This is a genomic window from Caballeronia eucalypticola (genome assembly GCF_047608185.1).
Taxonomy (GTDB): Bacteria; Pseudomonadota; Gammaproteobacteria; order Burkholderiales; family Burkholderiaceae; genus Caballeronia.
On the sequence record NZ_JBLKRU010000012.1, the window covers coordinates 118342 to 141238 of the forward strand.

General features: G+C 61.5%; 18 protein-coding genes. 8 read left to right on the top strand and 10 right to left on the bottom strand.

Annotated features, from left to right (window positions below; translation table 11 throughout):
* Positions 1 to 4: 4 nt before the first annotated feature.
* The 3 genes from cobD to cobU are packed head-to-tail and all read right to left on the bottom strand — an operon-like array spanning position 5 to position 2484.
* The gene (cobD, locus tag ACMX25_RS16380; RefSeq protein WP_414951042.1) at positions 5 to 1012 is read right to left on the bottom strand and encodes a threonine-phosphate decarboxylase CobD; all 1008 of its coding nucleotides are present in this window, start codon (positions 1010 to 1012) and stop codon (positions 5 to 7) included.
* Positions 1005 to 1946 carry an adenosylcobinamide-phosphate synthase CbiB gene (cbiB, locus tag ACMX25_RS16385; protein ID WP_414951044.1) on the bottom strand — a complete coding sequence of 314 codons (942 nt, stop codon included), beginning with the start codon at positions 1944 to 1946 and terminating at the stop codon, positions 1005 to 1007. The genes cobD and cbiB overlap by 8 nt, the downstream gene beginning before the upstream one ends.
* A 1-nt stretch (position 1947) precedes the next feature.
* Positions 1948 to 2484: a bifunctional adenosylcobinamide kinase/adenosylcobinamide-phosphate guanylyltransferase gene (cobU, locus tag ACMX25_RS16390; protein WP_414951045.1), complete on the bottom strand. Its 537-nt coding sequence runs from the start codon at positions 2482 to 2484 to the stop codon at positions 1948 to 1950.
* Positions 2485 to 2560: 76 nt separating this feature from the next.
* Between cobU and ACMX25_RS16395 the strand changes: the two genes are divergently transcribed.
* Complete coding sequence (locus ACMX25_RS16395; protein ID WP_414951046.1) at positions 2561 to 4045, top strand: cobyric acid synthase; 1485 nt, start codon at positions 2561 to 2563, stop codon at positions 4043 to 4045.
* A 35-nt stretch (positions 4046 to 4080) separates the two neighbouring features.
* Here the strand turns inward: ACMX25_RS16395 and ACMX25_RS16400 are convergent, their stop codons facing one another.
* Positions 4081 to 4500: a PaaI family thioesterase gene (locus ACMX25_RS16400; protein ID WP_414951047.1), complete on the bottom strand. Its 420-nt coding sequence runs from the start codon at positions 4498 to 4500 to the stop codon at positions 4081 to 4083.
* 161 nt (positions 4501 to 4661) lie between these two features.
* Between ACMX25_RS16400 and ACMX25_RS16405 the strand changes: the two genes are divergently transcribed.
* Positions 4662 to 5288: a ParA family protein gene (locus ACMX25_RS16405; protein ID WP_414951048.1), complete on the top strand. Its 627-nt coding sequence runs from the start codon at positions 4662 to 4664 to the stop codon at positions 5286 to 5288.
* Between the two features lie 96 nt (positions 5289 to 5384).
* On the opposite strand, the gene panD is transcribed toward ACMX25_RS16405, so the two are convergent.
* From panD to ACMX25_RS16425, 4 genes are all read right to left on the bottom strand, one after another.
* A complete protein-coding gene (gene panD, locus ACMX25_RS16410; protein WP_047896052.1) occupies positions 5385 to 5771 on the bottom strand; it encodes an aspartate 1-decarboxylase in 387 nt (128 codons plus the stop codon).
* A gap of 22 nt (positions 5772 to 5793) precedes the next feature.
* On the bottom strand, positions 5794 to 6627 hold the full coding sequence (gene panC, locus ACMX25_RS16415) for a pantoate--beta-alanine ligase (RefSeq protein ID WP_414951049.1): 834 nt from the start codon (positions 6625 to 6627) through the stop codon (positions 5794 to 5796).
* Positions 6628 to 6745: 118 nt separating this feature from the next.
* Complete coding sequence (locus tag ACMX25_RS16420) at positions 6746 to 7651, bottom strand: segregation and condensation protein A (protein ID WP_414951050.1); 906 nt, start codon at positions 7649 to 7651, stop codon at positions 6746 to 6748.
* A gap of 2 nt (positions 7652 to 7653) precedes the next feature.
* Positions 7654 to 7842: a DUF3460 family protein gene (locus ACMX25_RS16425; RefSeq protein WP_414951109.1), complete on the bottom strand. Its 189-nt coding sequence runs from the start codon at positions 7840 to 7842 to the stop codon at positions 7654 to 7656.
* 613 nt (positions 7843 to 8455) lie between these two features.
* Here ACMX25_RS16425 and ACMX25_RS16430 point away from each other — a divergent pair.
* Positions 8456 to 10189 (top strand): autotransporter assembly complex protein TamA, encoded by a 1734-nt coding sequence (locus tag ACMX25_RS16430; RefSeq protein WP_414951110.1) that lies wholly within the window; start codon positions 8456 to 8458, stop codon positions 10187 to 10189.
* Positions 10190 to 10226: 37 nt separating this feature from the next.
* On the top strand, positions 10227 to 14297 hold the full coding sequence (locus tag ACMX25_RS16435; protein ID WP_414951051.1) for a translocation/assembly module TamB domain-containing protein: 4071 nt from the start codon (positions 10227 to 10229) through the stop codon (positions 14295 to 14297).
* Between the two features lie 89 nt (positions 14298 to 14386).
* On the opposite strand, the gene metG is transcribed toward ACMX25_RS16435, so the two are convergent.
* The gene (gene metG / locus ACMX25_RS16440) at positions 14387 to 16528 is read right to left on the bottom strand and encodes a methionine--tRNA ligase (RefSeq protein ID WP_414951052.1); all 2142 of its coding nucleotides are present in this window, start codon (positions 16526 to 16528) and stop codon (positions 14387 to 14389) included.
* A 398-nt stretch (positions 16529 to 16926) separates the two neighbouring features.
* Complete coding sequence (locus ACMX25_RS16445; RefSeq protein ID WP_414951054.1) at positions 16927 to 17583, bottom strand: OmpA family protein; 657 nt, start codon at positions 17581 to 17583, stop codon at positions 16927 to 16929.
* A 271-nt stretch (positions 17584 to 17854) separates the two neighbouring features.
* Here ACMX25_RS16445 and apbC point away from each other — a divergent pair, with 271 nt between their 5' ends.
* The 4 genes from apbC to ACMX25_RS16465 all read left to right on the top strand — a co-directional run bounded on the left by apbC (position 17855) and on the right by ACMX25_RS16465 (position 22831).
* Positions 17855 to 18943 carry an iron-sulfur cluster carrier protein ApbC gene (apbC, locus tag ACMX25_RS16450; protein ID WP_414951055.1) on the top strand — a complete coding sequence of 363 codons (1089 nt, stop codon included), beginning with the start codon at positions 17855 to 17857 and terminating at the stop codon, positions 18941 to 18943.
* A gap of 234 nt (positions 18944 to 19177) precedes the next feature.
* Complete coding sequence (locus ACMX25_RS16455) at positions 19178 to 19651, top strand: superoxide dismutase family protein (RefSeq protein WP_414951111.1); 474 nt, start codon at positions 19178 to 19180, stop codon at positions 19649 to 19651.
* Positions 19652 to 19862: 211 nt separating this feature from the next.
* On the top strand, positions 19863 to 20432 hold the full coding sequence (dcd, locus tag ACMX25_RS16460) for a dCTP deaminase (RefSeq protein ID WP_414951056.1): 570 nt from the start codon (positions 19863 to 19865) through the stop codon (positions 20430 to 20432).
* Positions 20433 to 20536: 104 nt separating this feature from the next.
* The gene (locus ACMX25_RS16465; RefSeq protein ID WP_414951057.1) at positions 20537 to 22831 is read left to right on the top strand and encodes an Orn/Lys/Arg family decarboxylase; all 2295 of its coding nucleotides are present in this window, start codon (positions 20537 to 20539) and stop codon (positions 22829 to 22831) included.
* Positions 22832 to 22897 lie beyond the last annotated feature (66 nt).

A 22897-nucleotide genomic window follows, 5' to 3' on the forward strand; every position in this document is an offset into this window, starting at 1 on the left:
TCGCTCAGCGGATCGTTGCAACGGAAGCCTTAAACGCCTCCTCAAACCTCGCCCATTCCTCTTGAGATCCCGTCAACCCGATTCGCAAACTCGGCAGCGCGCCACGCTCGAAGAGCCGCGTCCAGATTCCGCGCGTGGCCAAAGCGTGCTGCAACGCCGCCGCTTGATCGGTCTCGAACCAAACAAAAAGCGGCGTCGCGTGAGAATCGAAACCTTGATTGCGGACTAACGTTGCCAGCCTTGCGCTATCGCGAGCCAGCGTAGAGCGAGTCTCCGCTTGCCATGAAAGATCAGCGAACGCGGCCTGCACCGCGTGTCGCGCCGGACCGCTTACTGTCCACGCACCGAGCGTTTCTGAAAGCGCATCGCGCAAGGGGGCCGCCGCGAGGACAAACCCCGCGCGAATCCCGGCCAACCCATAAAACTTGCCGACCGAGCGCAGCACGACCAGCCCCTCCCGCCCACTCTCCGATGCCAACGACGTGGCTGCATCGCCGTAGGCATCGGCGAATGCTTCGTCAACGATCAGCGTGCCGCCGCGCGCCGCCAATTGCTTGTGCCAATGAAGCAGAACATCGCGGGCAATCAGGTCGGTCGCAGGATTGTTAGGATTCGCAACGATCACATAATCGATATCGTCGTTCAGCTTTGATGATGCGGCGTCAAGGCCGACGATTCGATGCCCGGCGCGTTCGAACGCAGGCGCGTATTCGCTATAAGTCAACGGCGCGACCGCCGCAACGCCAGGCTGGAACAAGCCCGGCAACGCACGAATCGCAGCTTGGCTACCCGCAACCGGCAGCGCCGCCGGTGCGCCGTAGTGGCGCGCGGCAAGCTCGGCGAGACCATCGCCGTCTTCGGGCAAACGGCGCCATGCGTCCATTGGCACAGGCGGAACCGGATACGCACGCGGATTAATCCCCGTCGATAAATCCAGCCAGTCGCCCAGCGCAATGTCGTACCGATGCGCAGCTTCCCGTAGATTCCCGCCATGCCGGATAGGTTCAGCCATGGACCCCCACGCCCGTGAAAGCCAACACTAGAAGTATCGCGAGCCAGAGCAGCGTCGTGCGTTCAACCAGCCGAAGCGCCGCCACCACATGCACTGGTGCGGCGGTCATGCCGAAACCAAGTACGGGCCGCGTTTCCAGCGTGCCGTGGTAGATCGCCGAACCGCCGAGCAGCACGTTCAGGCTCCCCGCGCCGGCCGCCATCACCGGCCCCGCGTTCGGGCTGTCCCACAGCGGCGCTTGCGTGCGCCAGCAGCGCCACGCCGTGCGGGTGTCGCCCATCAGGGCATAGCTCGCCGCCGTGAGCCGCGCGGGCACGAAGTTGAGGACATCGTCGAAACGGGCGGCGGCCCAACCGAAACGCAAGTAACGCGGCGTCCGATAACCCCACATCGCGTCGAGCGTGTTGGCAAGGCGGAACATCAGCGCGCCCGGTCCGCCTGCGATCACGAACCAGAACAGCGCGCCGAAAATTGCATCGTTGCCGTTCTCCAGCGCCGATTCCACGGCGGCGCGGGACAGCGCGGCTTCATCGGCATTCGTGGTGTCGCGCGAGACGATCCGCGCCGTCAGCTTTCGCGCGGCGGCCAAGTCGCCAAGCCCGAGCGCGCGGGCGATGGGCGCGATGTGATCGCGCAAGCTCTTCGCGCCGAGCGAGAACCACAGCAGCGCGACATGCACGGCGCACGCGGCGGCGAACGGCAGCGCGCTCACGAGAATCCAGCTCACCAGCACCGGCGGCACGACGGCCAGCAACCACGCGAGAATGCCCGCCGGCCGTGCCCGGAAACCCGTATTCATCTTTGCTTCGATGCGCGTAGCAAGCCGCCCGAACGCAACCAGCGGATGCCGCGTAGCCGGTTCGCCGAAAATCCGGTCGATCACGACGCCGGCAATGGCGAGCATCGCCGTGACGTAGAAGGAGAGCAGCAGCATGTCAGCCTTTGAGCACGAGCGGCAGGCCGGCGACCATCATGGTCACGTGCGTGCTCGCGGCGGCGACGCGCTGGTTGAGCCGGCCGAGTTCATCGACGTAAAGGCGCGTCACCGACCCCATGGGCACCACGCCCAGGCCGATCTCGTTGCTCACCACGATCACCTTGCCGCGCACTTGCGATAGCGTCGCGTCGAAGTCGCTGAATGCTTGCAACGGCGGGCCGTCGGGCGTGCTTCCGTCGGCTGGGAACAATAGATTGGCGAGCCACAACGTCAGGCAGTCGATCAGCACCACATGACCTTCGCGATCCAATTCGCGCAACACGCCGCCCAGATCGAGCGGCGCTTCGACCAGCGCCCAATGCGCCGGCCGGCGTTCGCGATGCTGTTCCACGCGCGCGGCAAATTCGGCATCGCCAATCCGCGCCGTTGCCACGTAGGTAACGGGCAAACCGCTGTCGGCGGCGAGCCGCTCGGCGTAAGCGCTCTTGCCCGAGCGCGCGCCGCCGAGAATGAAAGTAAGGTCGGGTGAAGTCATCGCAATATTGTACCGGCGGGCGCTACCATAGCGGCTTCCCGCAGAACCAATGAATCCGATGACGACGGACACCCCCATGCAATTCGCACCGCGCGGCACGCTGATGATCCAGGGCACGACCTCCGATGCCGGCAAGAGCACGCTGGTCGCGGGCCTGTGCCGGCTCGCGCGGCGCGGCGGCATGCGGGTCGCGCCGTTCAAGCCGCAGAACATGGCGCTGAACAGCGCGGTGACCGTGGACGGCGGGGAGATTGGCCGCGCTCAGGCGCTGCAGGCGATCGCGGCGGGCGTCGATGCGGAAATCGACTTCAATCCCGTGCTGCTCAAGCCGACCAGCGATCGCGGCGCTCAGGTGATCATCCACGGCCACGCGCACGCGAATCTGGATGCCCGGGCGTATCACGAGTACAAAACCATCGCCTTCGATGCCGTTCTCGCCTCGTACGCCCGGCTTCAGCAGCGTTTTGACGCGATCATCGTGGAAGGCGCGGGAAGCCCGGCCGAGGTGAACTTGCGAGACCGCGATATCGCCAACATGGGGTTTGCCGAGCGCGTGGATTGCCCGGTGGTGCTGGTGGCGGATATCGACCGCGGCGGCGTGTTCGCGCATTTGCTGGGGACGCTCGCGTGTTTATCGGAGACGGAAAGGGCGCGGATTCGCGGTTTCGTGATCAACCGTTTTCGTGGCGATATCAGCCTGTTGCAGCCCGGTCTCGACTGGCTTGAAGTGCAGACCGGCAAGCCGGTGCTGGGCGTGGTGCCTTATCTGCATGGCCTGACGCTGGATGCAGAAGACATGTTGCCGAGCCAGTTGCGCACGCGGGGCGATGCCGGCGGCGAAGTGTTGAAGGTGATCGTGCCCGCGTTGCCGCGCATCAGCAATCACACGGACTTCGACGCCTTGCGCGCGCACCCGCAGGTCGATTTCTCCTACGTTCGTGCGGGGACAGCGCCGCCATCGGCTGATCTGATCGTGCTGCCGGGGTCAAAAAGCGTGCAGCGTGACCTGGCGTGGCTGCGTGAAAACGGCTGGGATCGCGCGATCGAGCGGCATCTTCGATACGGCGGCAAGGTCTTGGGCATCTGCGGCGGCATGCAGATGCTGGGTCGCACGGTGGATGATCCGCAGGGGTTCGAAGGACCAGCAGGCCGAGCGAACGGGCTGGGCTTGCTGGAACTCGACACCACGCTGACGGCGGACAAGCTGCTGGACAACGTTACCGGCCGGTTGACCTTAAGCGCTGGCGCTACTCCAGCGCCCGTGCGAGGCTACGAGATTCATATGGGCCGCACGACGGGCGCAGCGCTCGCCCGGCCTGCCGTCATGCTCGACGGCGAGCGTCCGGACGGCGCGATTTCCGCCGATAACCAGATCGCCGCAACTTATCTGCACGGCATCTTCGACACGCCCGAAGCCTGCGCGGCGCTGCTCGCATGGGCGGGTCTGCGCAATGCCGAGGCGCTCGACTACCCGGCGCTGCGAGAGGCATCGCTTGACCGTCTGGCCGATACGCTCGGTCAATCGCTGGATCTTGACGCTATCGGCGCGATGTTCGCCTGAACGACGCGCGCGATCTCGCTTGCCGCGGCGCCAGGTCAATACAAGATCATCTGCGTGCATCGAAATAACGCGATGGTCTTGCCCTCGCCGTTCGTCACGATCGCGTCCCACACATGCGTGCTGCGGCCCAGGTGAACGGCTGTCGCCTTTGCCGTGATGACGCCGTCGCGCGCTGTCCCCACGTGATTGCTCTTCAGTTCGACGGTTGTAAAATTCTTCGCGCCCTCGGGCAAATGGGCGATGCAGGCGTAGCCGCAGCAGGTATCGGCGAGCCCGATCACCGTCGCTGCGTGCAGGAAGCCGTTCGGCGCAAGCAATTCGGGGCGGACGGTCAGTTTGCCGGTGAGCGTGCCGCTTTCCAGCGATACCACTTCCACGCCGAGCAGATCCGGCAGGCAACCGCGCTGGCGTTCGCGCAAAGAGTCAAGGGTGATGTCGGGGCGCAGTGCGGCCATGTTGCGGAGTCCTTGAAGTTAAGCGGCGTTGTTGACGCGCATGGATTGAAATTGGCAAATCCGATAGTATCAACGGCTCGAACTTTTCACTTAATGCAGCGCTTACAGCACGCCGGGATTGTCCGGTGTCGGGCGCGGCCGACAACGCGTGGATTGAACCTATGACGGTGATCGTGGTGGCGAATCCGAAGGGCGGCGTGGGCAAGAGCACGCTGTCCACGAATCTGGCTGGTTATTTTGCGGCGAACGGCGAATGGGTCGCGCTCGCGGACCTGGACAAGCAGCAGTCAGCCCACGGCTGGCTGGGCTTGCGCCCGGACACGCTGCCGAAGATAGAAGAGTGGAAAACAAACGTGGACGCGCCGTCGAAGCCGCCCAAAGGGCTGGAGAAGGCGATTATCGACACGCCTGCCGGGATTCACGGCACCCGTCTCGCGCTGGCGCTGGAACTGGCGGACAAGGTGATCGTGCCGTTGCAGCCATCCATGTTCGATATCCTCGCCACGCAGGAATTCCTCGAACGGCTGCAGAAAGAGAAGGCCATACGCAAGGGGACCATCGAAGTCGGCGTGGTGGGTATGCGGGTGGACGCGCGGACGAAATCAGCGGATCAGTTGCATCGGTTCGTGGAAGGGCTTGACCTGCCGGTGCTGGGTTTTATCCGCGATACGCAGAACTATGTGCAGGTCGCGGCGCACGGGCTGACCATCTGGGACGTCGCCAAAAGCCGGGTGGAGAAGGATATCGAGCAATGGCAGCCGATTATTGAGTGGGTGTCGAAGAAGTAGAAGTTGATGGTGGCGACCCCGACGCCTATAAAAAAACGCCGGTTGACTGTGACAGCCAACCGGCGTTTTTGCGTCTTGTCTTGCGCCGTGCCCGATTCAGGTCCAGTTCTGCGTGGGCACGTGATCGCGGTTTCCCTTGATGCGGTTCTTTTCATCGACGAACACGAGATCCGGCTTCCAGCCTGCCTTTAGTTCCGCCTCATCGACCAGCGCGAACGCGGCAATGATCACCAGGTCGCCCAGTTGCGCCCGTCGTGCGGCCGATCCATTCAGCGAAATCATCCCGCTGCCGCGCTCGCCTTTGATAGCGTAGGTCGTGAGGCGCTCGCCGTTGTTCACGTTCCAGATGTCGATTTGCTCGTTTTCTACCAGGTTCGCGGCCTCCAGCAAATCCTCGTCGATGGCGCACGAGCCTTCGTAGTGCAATTCGCAATGCGTCACCGTGGCGCGGTGAATCTTCGATTTCAAAAGCGTTCGCTGCATCCGTTTCTCTCTCAAACTTCGTTCAAATTTCCAGGTTATCGATCAAGCGCGTCGTGCCCAGTTTCGCGGCGGCGAGCACGACGAGCGGGGTCGCGGTATCGGCCGGGCCGGGCGGCAGCAGGTCCACACGCCTTCTCACCGCGATGTAATCAGGCTGCCAGCCACGCTGTGCGAGCGATTCCACGGCTTCTTTTTCTATCGATGCAAAGTCGCGATTGCCCGCCAATACCGCGTCGCGTACGCGATTCAGCGTTTTTGCGAGGATGGGCGCCTCGGCGCGCTCGGCTGCTTGCAGGAAGCGATTGCGCGAGCTGAGCGCCAGGCCGTCGGCGTCGCGCACGGTTTCAGCCGCGATGATTTCCGTAGGCAATGCAAACTGGTGGCACATCTGCCGCACGATCATCAGCTGCTGATAATCCTTCTTGCCGAAGACAGCCACGCGCGGCTGCACGCACGACATCAGCTTCATCACGACGGTACACACGCCCTGGAAGAAACCCGGGCGGAATTCGCCTTCCAGGATGTCGCCCAGATTGGTCGGCGGATGAACGCGATACTGCTGCGGCTCTGGATAAAGATCGGCTTCGGTCGGCGCGAACAGCACGTACACGTTCTCGGACTGCAGCTTTTCGATGTCGTCCTGCAGCGTGCGCGGGTATTTATCGAAGTCTTCGTTCGGCCCGAACTGCAGCCGGTTCACGAAAATGCTGGCAACCACCGGATCGCCATGCTGGCGCGCGAGCCGCATGAGCGACAAGTGGCCCTCGTGCAGATTACCCATGGTCGGCACAAAGGCGGTTCGGTTCTGGCCGCGCAACTGGTCGCGCAGTTCATGGATCGAGCTGATGACTTTCATCTAGCGGGTGTCTCCTGGCGGGCAGCTTGAAAACGCTGCTCCAAGGCGAAAGAAAGGGGAAGGGCGCGGCGCCGCTCTTGCGCTGCCAACGGGCCACGGAAGGCCGCGCCACGGAACTTTAAGCCGGCGAATACGCGAGTCTCACGTAGATGGGCGCATACGGCTCGGCCTGAGTGATTTCAATCAGCGCTTCACGCGACAGTTCCAGCATCGCGATGAAATTCACCACCACGACGGGAACACCACACGACGCGTCGAAGAGGTCGCCGAATTCCATGAAGCGGGCATTCTGCAGGCGTCGCAGGATTGTGCTCATGTGCTCGCGCACCGACAATTCCTCGCGCGAGATCTTGTGATGCTCGACCAGCCGGGCGCGCTTGATGACGTCGGCCCAGGCGGCGCGCAGGTCATTTGCATCGACCTCCGGAAAGCGTTGCGCCGAACTCTGCTCGACGTACACCTCTGCCCGCAGGAAGTCGCGGCCCAGTTGCGGCAGGTGATCCAGGCGCTGCGCGGCGAGCTTCATCTGCTCGTATTCCAGCAAGCGCCGCACGAGTTCGGCGCGCGGATCTTCCGCGTCCTCGCCCGTATCCGCCTTTTTCACCGGCAGGAGCATGCGCGACTTGATCTCGATCAGCATGGCCGCCATCAACAGGTATTCCGCCGCGAGCTCCAGGTTGGATTCGCGAATCTGGTCGACGTAGCCCAGGTACTGACGGGTCACGTCGGCCATCGGGATGTCGAGAACGTTGAAATTTTGCTTGCGGATCAGGTACAGCAGCAAGTCGAGCGGACCTTCGAACGCTTCGAGGAAAATCTCGAGCGCGTCCGGCGGGATATACAGGTCGGTCGGCAGCTTCCAGAGCGGTTCGCCGTACAAATGCGCAAACGCCACGCCGTCAATGGTGTTCGGCGTGGAGTCGGTCGCGGGCGCGGCTAGCGCCGCGGCGCGATCATCCTTGCCCGGATGCCCGGGGTGTCCCGAACGCTCCGGAGCTTGCGGCGCCTCGCGGGCGGCACTCACGTTCAGAAGTTCTGGTAATAAACGTAGGGCGTTTGTTCGACTCGCGATGTCTTGATTTCCGAGCGCTCATCGAGGTCGATAGGCTGCTTGTCCCACAGCAGCGCACGGCCCTTGCGCTGCTCTGCTTCGAGCGACGGTTTCTGCTCTTTCATCTGATTGATGAACTGGGTGATGTCCGACAGGTACATGATTCGACTTCCGTTGGCTCAGAGCGATTCGAAAACGGGCGCGGCGGAGTCTCCAGGCAAATGCTGCCATGAGTTCCCGCCGTGATTCATCGCGATTTTACCGCAAGCGTCAGGCAGCGGAGCGGATAACCGGACACATCGGCCAATCGGGCTATTGGCGCGACCATGCCGGCAACGATATTCAATGACAAAACGATGTCAATTTTTGAAGCAGGGCGGAACAAGCTCTGCACGGAGCCGTCCAAGGCGCACCTCTGCCATTTTCGGAAGTGGTGGGATTAAACGGGGCGGCGATGGGCCGAATGCTGTCCGATCGTCCAACCTGTCGCCTTTTGGGACAGCCGGCCGCGCCGATGTGGTGAAATAGCGCCTGCTGGAATGGCGCTCGGCGTGTGTGCAACACCGCGCCGGCATCGAGCCGGCATCGATTCGTCAGCGAACGCCGGCTGTCCCGTCTCACCACGCAGTCCCATTAATTCAACCCCGGAGGTCACGTTTGGCGGGGCGCCTGTTTGATCCGCTGCGCTTCAAGCGCGGGCAAGCCGATGACCGGCGGCTGAAGCCGCCGGTCATCGCGTCGTCGAAGGCGCCTTCCCGTGCGTGGTGGTGTTCACTCGTGCGCCGTGTCGTCTGGTCGCTCCATGCGCTGGCATTATTTGCCGTCGCCCAGCCCGCGCACGCGAAATACGATGTCGATATCGACGCGCCGCGCAGCGTCCGGTCGTTGTTGAAAGACCATCTGGATTTGTCGCGTTTCAAGAAGCGTGACGACATCAGCGACGAACAATTCGACTTCCTGGTCACGGCGACGCCGCAGGAAGTCCGCGATCTGGTCGCGACCGATGGTTATTTCTCGCCAATCGTGCGAACCGACGTGAAACATGACGGCGATAAAAAATCCATCACGATCAGCGTCGATCCCGGTCCGCAGACCAAGATCGCTTCCGTTTCGCTGACGTTCAAGGGTGCAATCACGACTGAAGACCCCGCGCAGGAAAATGCCGCGCGGCTCGCGTTTTCGGTGAAAGAAGGCGATCCGTTCTCGCAAAACGCGTGGGACGACGCGAAGAATGCCGCGCTCAAAGCGCTGCAGGCACGCCGGTATCTCGGCGCGAAAATCTCGCAATCGAAGGCGCGGGTGAATCCGCGGACGCACATAGCGGATTTGTCGGTGACATTCGATAGCGGCCCGACCTTCACCTTCGGCCAACTCGACATCAGCGGCGTCCGGCGTTATCCGGAAAAGATCATTCACAATGTGAACCGGATTCATCCCGGCGATACCTACGACGTCGCGCGCGTGAACGAGTTGCAGCGGCAGTTACAGAACACGCCGTATTACGCGTCAGTGGCTATCGACGCGGATAACGACGTCAACAAGCCGAACGAAACGCCGATGCACCTGAAGGTCAGCGAGTATCCGTACAACAGCGTGCGCTACGGCGTGGGTTACGCGACAGATACCGGTCCGCACATCCAGGGCGCTTACAGTTACCTCGATACCTTCGGCAAGGCGTATCCGTTCACCATCTCCGGCCGCCTGGATCAGACCCAGCAATACGGCCAGGTCCAGCTCGCGATGCCACCGGACGGCCGCACGTGGGTGAACAGCGTGCTGGCTTCGTACACGAACACGAATGTATCCGACACGCGCATTTACAGCGCGCGCGTGGGCGTGCAGCGCACCCGCTCGCTGCAGAACATCGACACCACGTTTGCGCTGCTGTTCTATGACGACCGGCTGACGCAGAATGGCGCGCCGCCTTCGACCGCGCGTGCGCTCGTGCCAACGTGGCAATGGGTGCGACGCAACGTGGACGATCCGCTGTTTCCGCGCTCGGGCAACCTGATCCGGGCGGAAGCGGACTTCGCGGTGAAGGGCATTCTCACCGATCAAACCTTTGGCCGCATTTACACCAACCTGCTGCAATACCTGCCGCTCGGCAAGAGCGACCTGTTCGTGTTCCGCGCGGAGTTCGGCGGGGTGTTCACGTCGGGCAGCTCGAACGGCGTGCCCGCGTCGCTGCTGTTCCGGGCCGGCGGCGCGAATTCGGTGCGCGGTTATGGGTATCAGAGCATTGGTAATGACGTCGATGGCTCCGTCTTGCCGACCAAGTACCTGATGACCGGCAGCTCGGAGTACCAGCACTGGTTTTCACACGATTGGGGCGGTGCGGTGTTCTTCGATATAGGCACCGCCGCCGACACCTGGAAGGAGCGCGTGTTCGAGCCGGGCGCGGGCGTGGGCGTGCGCTGGCGCAGTCCGGTCGGGCCGGTGAACGTGGATATCGCGTATGGCTTCAAGAACCGGGACATCCGCCCGTATCTGACGCTTGGAATCGCCTTTTGATGAATTTGCCTGGATTTTTTCGATTGTTCCTTCAAGCATGAGCGACCAGAACGGCCAATCCTCCGCAGACCAACCGGACCCCTCCGAGGACCGGGGGGACGGCGCGTCTGAAAACGGAACGCCGGCTCCGAAGCCGCGTCGCGGCGGCTGGCGGCGCCTGGCGAAATGGCTCGGCGGCATTGTGCTGGTGCTTGTGCTGTGCTTCGCGCTCGGTGTCGCGATGATCCTGTACGCCGTGAACAGTGAGCGCGGGACGCGCTACGTGTGGCAGGCGGCGACGTCGTTGCTCGGCGGCCGGCTGAGCGGCACGCTCGACGGCGGCGCAATAGCGACGGGCCTGCGCTTGCGCAATGTGCACTGGAAGAGTCTGGACGGCAATGGGACGGACATTGCCGTGGACGAGGTTTCCGGCAAGTGGGAACTAACGCGCGCGCCGTTGCGTTTTTCTATCGGTTACTTGCATGTCGGGACGGTCGATGCACGCATTGCGCCCTCGCCGAAAGACACCAGCAAGACCGAGTTGCCGAAGGATTTACGCTTGCCGCTCCAGCTTGCCATCAGCGATGTCACGCTCGACAAGCTGCGCCTCCACGAAGGCGCGACGACCACCGAATTCTCGCGGCTCGCGCTCGACGGACATAGCGATGGCCGTCATCACGAGGCACGCATCCAGCGTCTCGATACGCCGTTCGGCGCCATCACGGCCGCTTTGAAACTCGACGGCGGCGCGCGCCCGTTTCCGCTGACGGGCGATGCCGGTTATTCGGGCGAGGTGAGCGGCGAAGCCGTGCAGGTCGCCGCGCATTTGACGGGGTCGCTGAAAAATCTCACCGCCGATATCAACGCCAGCGGCTTGAAACTCAAGGGCCAGGCGCACGTTGAGGCGGCGCCGTTCGGCGACGTGCCGCTCAAGCGCGCGCTGGTGACCATCGATCACGTCAATCCGCAGGCATTCAGCCCGAGCGCGCCGTTCGCGGACCTCGCGTTGCGGACGGAACTGAAGCCCGATCCTGCTACGCCGAACGCGCTGGTGGTGACCGGACCGATATCGATCGTGAACGCGAAGCCCGGTTCAGTCGATAAGCAACTGCTCCCGTTAATCGATGCCCACGCGAACGTGAAGCTCGATGCATCGGCGCAAATTATTTCCGACCTGAACGTGCGGCTGCTGAAGGACGCGACCGTCACCGGCGGTGGAACGCTCAAGGGCGGAACAGGCCAGTTCGATTTGAAGGTCGCGCAACTTGATCTGAACGCAATCGAGCCGACCATCCGTCCGACGCAGTTTGCCGGTCCAATCGGCATTAATCTCGATAACGACAAGCAGACCATCACGCTGGATCTCAACGATCCGAAAGCGGCGTTGCGCGCGCAAGGCAAGGTCACGCTCGACGCGAAACAAACCGCGTTCGATGGCGTAAAACTGAGCGTAGGAAAAGGCCGTATAGAGTTGAGCGGCGCGCTGCAAAAAGACATTCATTCAAGCTACGACCTGAAGGCGAAGCTCATCGATTTCAATCCGCTGCTGCTGACGGACGAACTGGTCGCGAAGCCTCCGGCGAAGGGATCTTCTGCAGCAAAGCCGAAGCCGGCGGCGGCGAAATCCCGGCCTATTGAAGCCCGTGTGAACGGCACGCTGTCGGCCGCGGGCGTACTCGCGCCCACTCTGACTACCAAGGCTCAGTTCAAGCTAGGCGAGAGCGTCTACGACAACCTGCCGCTCACGGGCGCGGGCACGATCCAGGTCGTGGGAACGCGCATTCTGCCGAGCACGGCAACGCTTTCGGTTGCGGGTAACAACGTCGATCTAAACGGCAGTTTCGGTGCGCCGAGCGATCGCTTGCGTTTTCGTATCGATGCACCGCAACTCGAGCGCCTGGGCTTCGGACTAGCAGGACTCGTCAAGGCCGATGGCGATATCACCGGTTCTTTCGCGCATCCAAATCTGGCGGCCAACTATCAGGCTGACAGCGTGGTGTTCGGCGCGAATCGCGTGGGCCATGCGGAAGGCCGGGCCGAAGCGCGCGACGGCGCGAACGGCGCGCTGGTGTTTACGCTTCAGGCCCGCGATGTCGCTGCCGACGGCGTCGATCTTCAAAGCCTGGATGCAAACCTCAACGGCACGCGCGCCAACCATACGCTCAACGCGACCGCTGTCGGCAAGGTGCGCGGCAACGCGGTCAACCTGACGCTGTCTGCAAACGGCCGCCTGACCGATGCGCGCGACGGCGCGCATTGGGACGGCACGGTGACGCGTTTATCGAACAAGGGCACGCCGAACGTTAACCTCGACGCGCCGCTTACCGTGAGCTACGCGCCTAATCACGTGGCGCTGGGCGCGACGCGGTTATCGGCGGAAGGCGCGGTGCTCAACTTGAAATCGTTCGCGCTCGATGGCGGGCGTATCAGTTCGGCTGGCCAGTTGACGAATCTCTCGGTGGCGCGGTTGCTGGAAATTCGTCAGGAACTGGAGGGCGGACCGCCGCCCGCGAGGACCGATCTGGTCTTCGACGGCGACTGGAATTTCGCGCTCGGCGCCACCGCAACCGGCTACGCGCAACTGAAGCGGCGGTCGGGCGACGTTTCCATCGACGCAGCCCGCGGCGTCGCGGCGCTCGGCATCACGGACATAACCGCCCGCGCGGACTTCACGGGCGGCAATCGGCTCAACGCGACGGTGCACGCGCAGGCGACACGGATCGGCGTGATCGATGCGAACATCCACACGAACCTGGTTGCGCGCGACGGCGTGCTCACGGTCGCAGACGAAGCGCCTCTGAGCGGATCGATTGACGCAAACGTCCCAACGCTGCGCACGACCGGCGGGCTGTTCGGCCCGGCCTATCTGCTCGATGGTCAGGTCGGGCTCAAGCTGACCATCGCGGGGATTGTCGCGAAACCGACGGTCTCTGGCATGCTGACCGGCGACAAGCTGTCGGTCACGGTCATCGATCAAGGCGTGCAGTTGAAGGACGGCGTGATCCGGATTGCGTTGTCGGAGAATCTTGTCGATTTCCAGCAGGTCGAGTTTCACGGCGCCAGCGGCACGTTGCGCGCGACCGGCAAGGTGCGGCTGGATCAGCAGCAGCCAGACCTCACCGCCAGCATCATCGCGGACAAACTCGAGCTATTTGCATCGCCTGACCGGCAATTGCAGTTGTCGGGCAGTGCAACGGTGGCGAACGCGGGCCTGAAGGGCGGCATGGCAATCGATGGCAAGTTCACCGTCGATAAAGCGCTCTTCGATCTGCCGGAAAAATCGGCGCCGTCGCTGGGCGATGATGTCGTGGTCGAGCGTCCCGACGGGACGGTGAAGGGTGAGGACCAGCACGTTGTGGAGACCGGCCAGAAGCCCGTGGGCGCGTTTGCGCCGCGCGCGAATATCGATATCAATCTTGGCCAGAAATTCCGCTTCCGTGGCGCGGGCGCCGACCTTGGTTTGGCTGGCACCATCACCGCCATGAGCGCGCCGAACATGCCGCTGCGGGCAGTCGGCAACGTGCGCGTGACGCCGGGTTCCACCTATACGGCGTTCGGGCGGAAGCTGGGCATCGAAAACGGCTTCTTCACGTTCAACGGACCGGTCACGAACCCCGGCATCAACATTCTCGCGATGCGTCGCAATCAGGAAATCGAGGCCGGCGTGCAGGTGACAGGCACCGTGCAGTCGCCGGTTGCCAAGCTGATCTCAGAGCCGAACGTGCCGGATAACGAGAAGTTATCGTGGCTGCTGTTCGGGCATGGCACGGATCAGGGCAACAACATCGGCCAGCAGAGTGCGATGACGAATGCGCTTGCGTTGCTTGGAAGTTCGCAGGGCAAGCGGATTGCGCAGACGTTCGGGCTGGACGAGTTTTCTATCGGAACGAGTGAGGTGGGACTGACCGATCCGCAAGTCGTGATGTTGTCGAAGGCAATTAATGAACGGCTCGTGCTCGGTTATGAGCAGGGTCTGCAATCGGCAAGCAATGCGATCAAGGCGACGCTGAGCCTGTCGCGGTTCTGGTCAATATCGGCATACGGCGGCACGTTCCAGGGCATGGATCTGCTCTACACGCGGCGCTTCGATTCGTGGTCGCGAAGGAACGGTCCGACAGAGGGTAAGTAGGTTGCGGACCGCATGAACGTGAAAAAGGCCGTATTCAACGTGAGTTGAATACGGCCTTTGGTTGTACGTTTTGTTCCATCCAAATACTTTTACTTCACGCGCATGCCTGGCTTCGCGCCGCTGTGCGGCTCAAGAATATACAAGCCCGGTTCGGCTTTTTCGTCCTCAGCGGAAGCGGCGAGCACCATGCCTTCCGACAGCCCGAACTTCATCTTGCGTGGGGCGAGGTTCGCAACCATGACCGTGAACTTCCCGATCAGGTCCTGCGGCTGGTACGCCGACTTGATGCCGGAGAACACGTTGCGGGTTTTTTCCTCGCCGATATCCAGCGTCAGTTGTAGCAGCTTGTCCGATCCTTCGACCGCCGTGCAATTCACGATCTTCGCGATGCGCAGATCGACCTTGGCGAAGTCGTCGATGGAAATCACGCCTTCCGCTTCGGGTTCCTTCACCTTCGCTGCCTTCTTAGACGAAGAAGCAGGAGCGGGCGCCGCAGCAACCGCTTGCCCCGGCGCGACCGATTCCTTGTTTGCCGCAATCAACGCTTCAATCTGCTTCGGATCGACGCGCGTCATCAAGTGCTTGTATGCGTTGATCGGCTGCGAAGAACTGAGCGGCGTCGAGACATCTGCCCAGGCCAGCGGCGCGATGCCCAAGAAACCTTCAACCGATTCCGCCAGTATCGGCAACACCGGCTTCAACGCCAGCGACAACAAGCGGAATGCTTCCAGGCTCACGCTGCACGTTTCATGCAGCGCGGCGGCGTTGGCTTCATCCTTGGCTTGATCCCATGGCTTGGCGGTATCGACGAACGCGTTGACGGTATCGGCGAGATCCATGGTCGTGCGCAACGCCCGCCCGTATTCACGCGCCTCGTAAAGCGCGGCGATTTGCGGCACAGCGGCGCGCAATTGCAGCAGCAGGGGATGATCCATCGCGCTGTCCAGCACACGTCCTTCGAAACGCTTGATCAGGAACCCTGCCGCCCGGCTCGCGATATTCACGTATTTGCCGACCAGATCGCTGTTCACGCGCGCCTGAAAATCCTCGAAATTCAGGTCGATGTCTTCCATCGTGTGGTTCAGCTTCGCGGCGAAGTAGTAGCGCAGCCACTCGGGGTTGATGCCCGTATCGATCACGCTTTTCGCCGTGATGAACGTGCCGCGCGACTTGGACATCTTCGCGCCATCGACGGTGAGAAAGCCGTGAGCGAACACGTTCGTCGGCGTGCGATGACCGGAAAACTCGAGCATCGCGGGCCAGAACAGCGTGTGGAAATACAGGATGTCCTTGCCGATAAAGTGATACTGCTCCGTCTTCGATCCCGGCCGGATCCATTCCTCGAAATCGAGGCCGCGCGCATCCGCCAGATTCTTGAAACTGGCGTAATAACCCACGGGCGCGTCTACCCACACGTAGAAATACTTGCCCGGCGCACCGGGGATTTCGAAGCCGAAATACGGCGAGTCGCGCGAAATATCCCAGTCGGCGAGTTTGGCGTCGCCTTTATCGCCGAGCCATTCGCGCATCTTGTTCGTGGCTTCGGGCTGCGCGAGTCCGCTGACCCAGCCGCGCAGGAAATCTTCGCAACGCGGGTCGGAGAGACGGAAGAAATAGTGCGTCGAGGTCTTCCGCACGGGCGTGGCGCCCGACACCACCGAATACGGGTTGATGAGATCGAGCGGCTGATACGTCGAGCCGCAGACTTCGCAGTTATCGCCGTATTGATCCTTCGCGCCGCACTTCGGGCATTCGCCCTTGATGAAGCGGTCGGGCAGGAACATTTCCTTGACCGGATCGTAGGCTTGCTCAATATCGCGCGCTTCGATTAGCCCGGCCGCCTGCAGTGAACCGTAGATGGATTCGCACAGCACGCGGTTTTCTTCGGCGTCGGTGGAGTAGTAGTTATCGAAGGAAATGCCGAAGCTGTCAAAATCGCGTTTGTGCTCTTTCCCCACGCGCTCGATCAACTGCTTCGGCGTGATGCCTTCCTGCTCGGCGCGCAGCATGATGGGGGTGCCGTGGGTATCGTCGGCGCCGACGTAGTAGACCTCGTGACCGTGCATTCGCAGCGAGCGCACCCAGATATCGGTCTGGATATATTCGACCATATGGCCAATGTGAATCTGGCCGTTCGCGTAAGGGAGCGCGGACGTGACAAGAATCCGGCGATGCCCTGGGGTGGCTGACGCCGCTGCGGAGACGGATGGTGACGAGGTGGGTGCTGACATGAGGCGCTGGCCCTGCGGTTGAAGAATTCAGTGATTGCGTGAAAAAGCGAATCACGATTCTAACAGCCACGCGTCTTTCGTTCGCACTCGGCCAAGGGCGGCAAGGGCTGCCGGGGTAGGCGAGCGCTCTCTCGCACCAAATTCCAGACGAAAAAAAACCGGGGCGATTAACGGATTAACGGCCCCGGAGCAACAACGACAAGAGGAGAATGGTACGTGGCGGCAAAGCCAGCCACCTACCGTTAATACAGACACGGACTGCTGGAGCAAAGTTTCAAATATTTTCGTGTCGGCGGCGAGTTTTCTGCGGGTTCCCCGCCTGTTCTCTATTCAGCCTTGAAACGAATTGAATCTCCGACCCCAACTACCGCGCCAATCCCCCCTGTAAACCAACCGTCTTACTGAACCTGCCCCGGCTGTGCAGTCGCGCGCAGATAGATTTCCACGCGACGATTCTGCGCACGGCCAGCTTCAGTGCTGTTGTCGGCGATAGGCTGGGTCTGGCCCATGCCTTGTGCCGACAAACGCTGACCAGCCACGCCGTGGCTAGCCAGATACGAAGCCACGCTTTGTGCACGATTCTGCGACAGCGTCTGGTTGTACGCCGGCTGACCCGTGCTGTCCGTATGTCCAACCACTTGCGCGATCAGCTCGGGATGCTGCGTGAGCGTCTGCGTGACCTGGTCGAGCACTGGCGCGAAGCCGGGCTTGATGGCGTAGCTGTTGGTATCGAACGAAATCGAGTTCGGGATGTTGACCTTCAGCGATCCATCCGGCTGTTCCGTTACCTGCGTGCCCGTGCCCTGAGTTGCGCCGGTCAGCTTGCCCTTGATGGCCTGCCAGTTGTAGCCGGTGATGCCGCCCGCCGCTGCGCCTACGCCCGCGCCGATGGCCGCACCCTTGCCGCCGCCAAAGATGGCGCCAAGCGCTGCGCCGGAGGCCGCACCAATGCCCGTGCCAACGGCGGCGTTATTGCCTTGCTGGGTTGCGCAGCCGGCGACGAGCGCGCCCGCGACGGCGATTACGGTCAAGCGGGTCATCATTTTCGAGTTCATGTGTTCATTCTCCAGGATACCAATCAGACAAAGCCGGCATCGACAGCTGGAAGGGCCCCCGTAGGGTCTTCCGGCGCGTCGTAACGGCTGCCACTACAATACCGCCAAGGATTCAAGCGATTATAACGATGCGTCCCCGAATCATGGCAGCGTGGGATAGTGCATCGCCCAGTGCTGCGGCGCAACGTGGTGCAACAATTCCTTTCAATTTCATACTTTGCGTGCGGACAATTCGATCCGCCAAAGCAAAAAGCGTTCCCCTGGAGTTTCGATGAGTCTTGATCGCGCCCAGATCGATACCGCACTCGGCGGTTTGATCGATCCTAATACCAGCCGCACTTTCGCGGACACGAAAAGCATCCGCAGCGTGGCCGTGGACGGGGCGAACGTCACCGTGAACATCGTGCTGGGTTATCCGGCGAAAAGCCAGTTCGACACCATTCGCACGCTTGTGGCGAACGCCGTCAGCGGCGTGCCGGGCGTGGCCGGCGTACAGGTTACGGTCACCTCGCAAGTGGTCGCGCACGCGGTCCAGCGCGGCGTAAAGCTGCTGCCGAACGTGAAGAACATCATTGCGGTCGCGTCGGGCAAGGGCGGCGTCGGCAAGAGCACGACCGCCGTGAACCTGGCGCTCGCGCTGGCCGCGGAAGGCGCATCGGTCGGCATGCTGGACGCGGATATCTACGGTCCGTCGCTGCCCATGATGCTCGGCATCACCGGCCGGCCGGAATCGCCCGACAACACGTCGATGAACCCGATGATCGGCCATGGCATCCAAGCCAACTCGATCGGTTTCCTGATCGAACAGGACAACCCGATGGTATGGCGTGGCCCGATGGTCACGTCCGCGCTCGAACAATTGCTGCGCCAGACCAACTGGAAGGACCTTGATTACCTGGTCGTCGACATGCCGCCCGGTACCGGCGACATCCAGCTCACGCTCTCGCAGAAAGTGCCCGTCACGGGCGCGGTGATTGTCACCACGCCGCAGGACATTGCGTTGCTCGATGCCAAGAAGGGCCTGAAGATGTTCGAGAAAGTGGGCATCCCGATTCTCGGTATCGTGGAGAACATGAGCACGCATATCTGCTCGAATTGCGGCCATGAAGAACATATTTTCGGGGCAGGCGGGGGCGAGCGGATGTCGAAGGAATATGGCGTGCCGGTGCTCGGCCACTTGCCGCTCGATATCGCGATCCGCGAGAAGACCGATGCGGGCCAGCCGACGGTTGTCTCGGAACCGGATAGCAAGATTGCAGAGGCTTACCGGTCGATCGCGCGCAAGGTGGCTATTTCGATTGCCGAACGCCAGCGCGACATGACGTCGATGTTCCCGAGCATCGTCGTGCAAAACACTTAGGCGACACGAGGACGCGGGCGATTTTGGCGGCGCGTGTCGCGGTATCATGTCGCCTTGATTGGCGCGGCCAGGTGAACACACGGGGTGGTCGCGGGTCGCCATGAGGATCGCATGAAACAAAGATTCGACGGGCCTGAATCGCGCAGACTGCCTGCTGCGAGTCACCCGGTCCCGAGCCTGATACTAAGTTTGAGCACGGCTGCATGCACCACGGTCACCGTGTTGGCGAGTGTCATGCTGCTCGGCGGCTGCGGCCTCCTGTTCCAGAACCACGAAAAGCGTGCCGATGCCACGTTGCAGCCTACCGGCGGCAATGCCGCGACTGGCACGGTCACGTTCATCGAACGCTCGGATGGCGTCCAGGTGTCTTACAACCTGTCGGGAATGCCGCCCAATAGCGAGCACGCGCTGCAGATTCATGAACGCGGCGATTGCATCATCCCCGCATCTTCCGACGGCGGTCCCGTATTTGCGCCCGCGTCCGAACGCAGTGACTCCGGTTCCAAGGTCGAAGGTGACCTCGCCAGCATTCGCGCCGATGCAAACGGTACGGCGACGGGTTTCATCGTTGCGCCCGACGTGTCGCTCGACGGCGTGCGCTCGGTGTTGTCGCGCGCTATCGTGCTTCATCGCGACGCTGCCGACTCTTACGCCGTCGTGCCGCACGGCGCCGGTCCCGCACTCGCGTGCGGCGTGATCCGGCAGTGATCTTTCAATGAAATCAGGCCGTTGCGGCGCGCGGCCTGGCCTGTTGGCATAGCCGCGTCGCACATCCCGCGCATCAAGTAAAATACGCGCTTCTCGTCTGGTCTGGCTGGCTTCGGCGTGCTTCTGCATTTATCCCGAGTCTCCGGCCGCGCCCTGTTTCAAGCCCGGCGGCCTCTTTCCAAGCCGCCTCTTTCGTTGGGTAGCGTTCCCTATGAGCATCAAGTCCGACAAGTGGATCCGGCGCATGGCCGAAGAGCACAACATGATCGAGCCGTTCGTGCGCGATCAGGTGCGGGTGTCCGAAGATGGCCGCAAGATCGTGAGCTATGGCACGTCCAGCTACGGTTATGACATTCGTGTGGCAGACGAATTCAAGATCTTCACCAACATCAATTCGACGATTGTCGACCCGAAGAATTTCGACGAGAAATCGTTCGTCGACTTCAAGGGCGACGTCTGCATCATCCCGCCGAACTCTTTCGCGCTTGCGCGCACGGTCGAGTACTTCCGGATCCCGCGCTCATGCCTGACGGTTTGTCTCGGCAAATCCACGTATGCACGCTGCGGGATCATCGTGAACGTGACGCCGTTCGAGCCCGAATGGGAAGGATTTGTGACACTGGAATTCTCGAATACGACACCTTTGCCTGCCAAAATCTACGCGAACGAAGGCGTGGCGCAGGTTCTCTTCTTTGAAAGCGATGAGATCTGCGAGACCTCATACGCCGATCGTGGGGGCAAGTACCAAGGGCAAATCGGCGTAACACTGCCGAAAACCTGACGTTTCTTGATCATCAGAAACGTCGTTGCAACGCTTTTTGAAAGACCGCTGGACTCGAGCATGCACAACTCGGTCAGCGGTCGTTCCATTTGGAGATTCGCCGCATGAAGTTCCGTTTTCCCGTCGTCATCATCGACGAAGATTTTCGCTCCGAGAACATCTCGGGTTCCGGCATCCGCGCGCTCGCCGAGGCGATTCAGGGTGAAGGCGTCGAGGTGCTCGGGCTGACGAGTTACGGCGACTTGACATCGTTCGCGCAGCAATCGAGCCGCGCGTCGTGTTTCATCTTGTCGATCGACGATGACGAGTTGCTGCCGTATGTGGATAACGTGGTGGTGGCCGAAGGCGATACGCCGGAGCTGGCCTCTGCAATCGTTGCGTTGCGCGCGTTCGTGCAGGCAGTCCGACGACGCAATGCCGACATCCCGATTTTCCTGTACGGCGAAACGCGTACGTCGCGGCACTTGCCCAACGACATCTTGCGCGAGCTGCACGGCTTCATTCACATGTTCGAGGACACGCCGGAGTTCGTGGCGCGCCACATCATTCGCGAGGCGAAGGTCTACCTCGACGCGCTGGCGCCGCCGTTCTTCAAGGAGCTCGTGCAGTACGCGGAAGAGGGTTCGTACTCGTGGCATTGCCCGGGGCACTCGGGCGGCGTGGCGTTCCTGAAGAACCCGCTCGGGCAGATGTTCCACCAGTTCTTCGGCGAGAACATGTTGCGGGCGGACGTCTGCAATGCCGTCGATGAACTCGGCCAGTTGCTCGACCATACCGGCCCGATCGCGGCGTCCGAGCGCAATGCGGCGCGCATTTTCAGCGCGGACCATTTGTTCTTCGTGACCAATGGCACGTCGACGTCGAACAAGATTGTCTGGCACGCGACCGTTGCGCCTGGCGATATCGTCCTGGTCGACCGCAATTGCCACAAGTCGATCCTGCACGCGATCACCATGACCGGGTCCATTCCCGTGTTCCTGACGCCTACTCGCAATCACTTCGGCATTATCGGACCGATTCCGCGCGACGAATTCAAACCGGAAAACATCCGCAAGAAGATTGAAGCGAACCCGTTCACGCGTGAGGCGCTGGCAAAAAACCCGAACGCAAAGCCGCGCATTCTGACCATCACGCAAAGTACCTATGACGGCGTGATCTATAACGTCGAGATGATCAAGGACCTGCTTGGCGATTTGCTCGACACGCTTCACTTCGACGAAGCCTGGTTGCCGCACGCCGAGTTCCACGAGTTTTATCAGGACATGCACGCCATTGGCGCTGGGCGTCCGCGTACGGGCGCGCTGGTGTTCGCCACGCACTCCACGCACAAGCTGCTCGCGGGGATTTCGCAGGCGTCGCAGATCGTGGTCCAGGACTCCGAGAACAGCACGTTCGACAAGCATCGTTTCAACGAGGCATACCACATGCACACGTCCACGAGCCCGCAGTACGCGATCATCGCGTCCTGCGACGTGGCCGCAGCCATGATGGAGCCGCCGGGCGGCACGGCGCTGGTGGAGGAGTCGATCGCGGAAGCGCTCGATTTCCGCCGCGCCATGCGCAAGGTCGACGACGAATACGGCGACGAATGGTTCTTCAAGGTATGGGGACCGGAAGCGCTCGCGGAAGAGGGCATTGGCGATCGTGAGGAATGGGTATTGAAGCCGAATGACCGCTGGCACGGTTTCGGGGCGCTTGCCGAAGGCTTCAACATGCTCGATCCGATCAAGGCGACCATCATCACGCCCGGACTGGACGTGGACGGCGAATTCGGCGAGACAGGCATTCCGGCTGCCATCGTGACGAAATATCTGGCGGAGCACGGAATTATCGTGGAGAAGACCGGGTTGTATTCGTTCTTCATCATGTTCACGATCGGCATTACGAAAGGCCGTTGGAATTCGATGGTCACCGAGTTGCAGCAGTTCAAGGATGACTACGACAACAACCAGCCTTTGTGGCGTGTGTTGCCGGACTTCATTGCGCTGCATCCGTCGTATGAGCGCATGGGGTTGAAGGATCTTTGCGAGCAGATCCATAGCGTTTATCGGGCCAACAATATCGCCCGGCTGACCACCGAGATGTATTTGTCCAGCATGGAACCGGCCATGAAACCGTCGGATGCTTATGCGAAGCTGGTGCATCGGGAGATCGATCGTGTACCTATCGATGAACTCGAAGGGCGTGTCACCAGCATTCTGTTGACGCCGTATCCACCGGGCATCCCGTTGCTGATCCCGGGCGAGCGGTTCAACAAGACGATCGTCGATTATTTGCGTTTTGCGCGTGAATTCAACGAGCGTTTCCCGGGCTTCCATACGGATATCCACGGCTTGGTTGGGGAGATGATCAATGGGCGCATCGAGTATTTCGTCGATTGCGTGTCGCTCGAAAAATAATTGGACGACGTAGGAATGGTGGAATGACAAAGGCCCGCGAATGCGGGCCTTCGTTGTCAATGCGCA

Excerpts from the sequence above, each read along its gene's own strand:
- cobD (WP_414951042.1), bottom strand. The coding sequence starts at position 1,012 with ATGGCTGAACCTATCCGGCATGGCGGGAATCTACGGGAAGCTGCGCAT.
- cbiB (WP_414951044.1), bottom strand. The coding sequence starts at position 1,946 with ATGCTGCTGCTCTCCTTCTACGTCACGGCGATGCTCGCCATTGCCGGC.
- cobU (WP_414951045.1), bottom strand. The coding sequence starts at position 2,484 with ATGACTTCACCCGACCTTACTTTCATTCTCGGCGGCGCGCGCTCGGGC.
- ACMX25_RS16395 (WP_414951046.1), top strand. The coding sequence starts at position 2,561 with ATGCAATTCGCACCGCGCGGCACGCTGATGATCCAGGGCACGACCTCC.
- ACMX25_RS16400 (WP_414951047.1), bottom strand. The coding sequence starts at position 4,500 with ATGGCCGCACTGCGCCCCGACATCACCCTTGACTCTTTGCGCGAACGC.
- ACMX25_RS16405 (WP_414951048.1), top strand. The coding sequence starts at position 4,662 with ATGACGGTGATCGTGGTGGCGAATCCGAAGGGCGGCGTGGGCAAGAGC.
- panD (WP_047896052.1), bottom strand. The coding sequence starts at position 5,771 with ATGCAGCGAACGCTTTTGAAATCGAAGATTCACCGCGCCACGGTGACG.
- panC (WP_414951049.1), bottom strand. The coding sequence starts at position 6,627 with ATGAAAGTCATCAGCTCGATCCATGAACTGCGCGACCAGTTGCGCGGC.
- ACMX25_RS16435 (WP_414951051.1), top strand. The coding sequence starts at position 10,227 with ATGAGCGACCAGAACGGCCAATCCTCCGCAGACCAACCGGACCCCTCC.
- metG (WP_414951052.1), bottom strand. The coding sequence starts at position 16,528 with ATGTCAGCACCCACCTCGTCACCATCCGTCTCCGCAGCGGCGTCAGCC.
- ACMX25_RS16445 (WP_414951054.1), bottom strand. The coding sequence starts at position 17,583 with ATGAACTCGAAAATGATGACCCGCTTGACCGTAATCGCCGTCGCGGGC.
- apbC (WP_414951055.1), top strand. The coding sequence starts at position 17,855 with ATGAGTCTTGATCGCGCCCAGATCGATACCGCACTCGGCGGTTTGATC.
- ACMX25_RS16455 (WP_414951111.1), top strand. The coding sequence starts at position 19,178 with ATGCTGCTCGGCGGCTGCGGCCTCCTGTTCCAGAACCACGAAAAGCGT.
- dcd (WP_414951056.1), top strand. The coding sequence starts at position 19,863 with ATGAGCATCAAGTCCGACAAGTGGATCCGGCGCATGGCCGAAGAGCAC.
- ACMX25_RS16465 (WP_414951057.1), top strand. The coding sequence starts at position 20,537 with ATGAAGTTCCGTTTTCCCGTCGTCATCATCGACGAAGATTTTCGCTCC.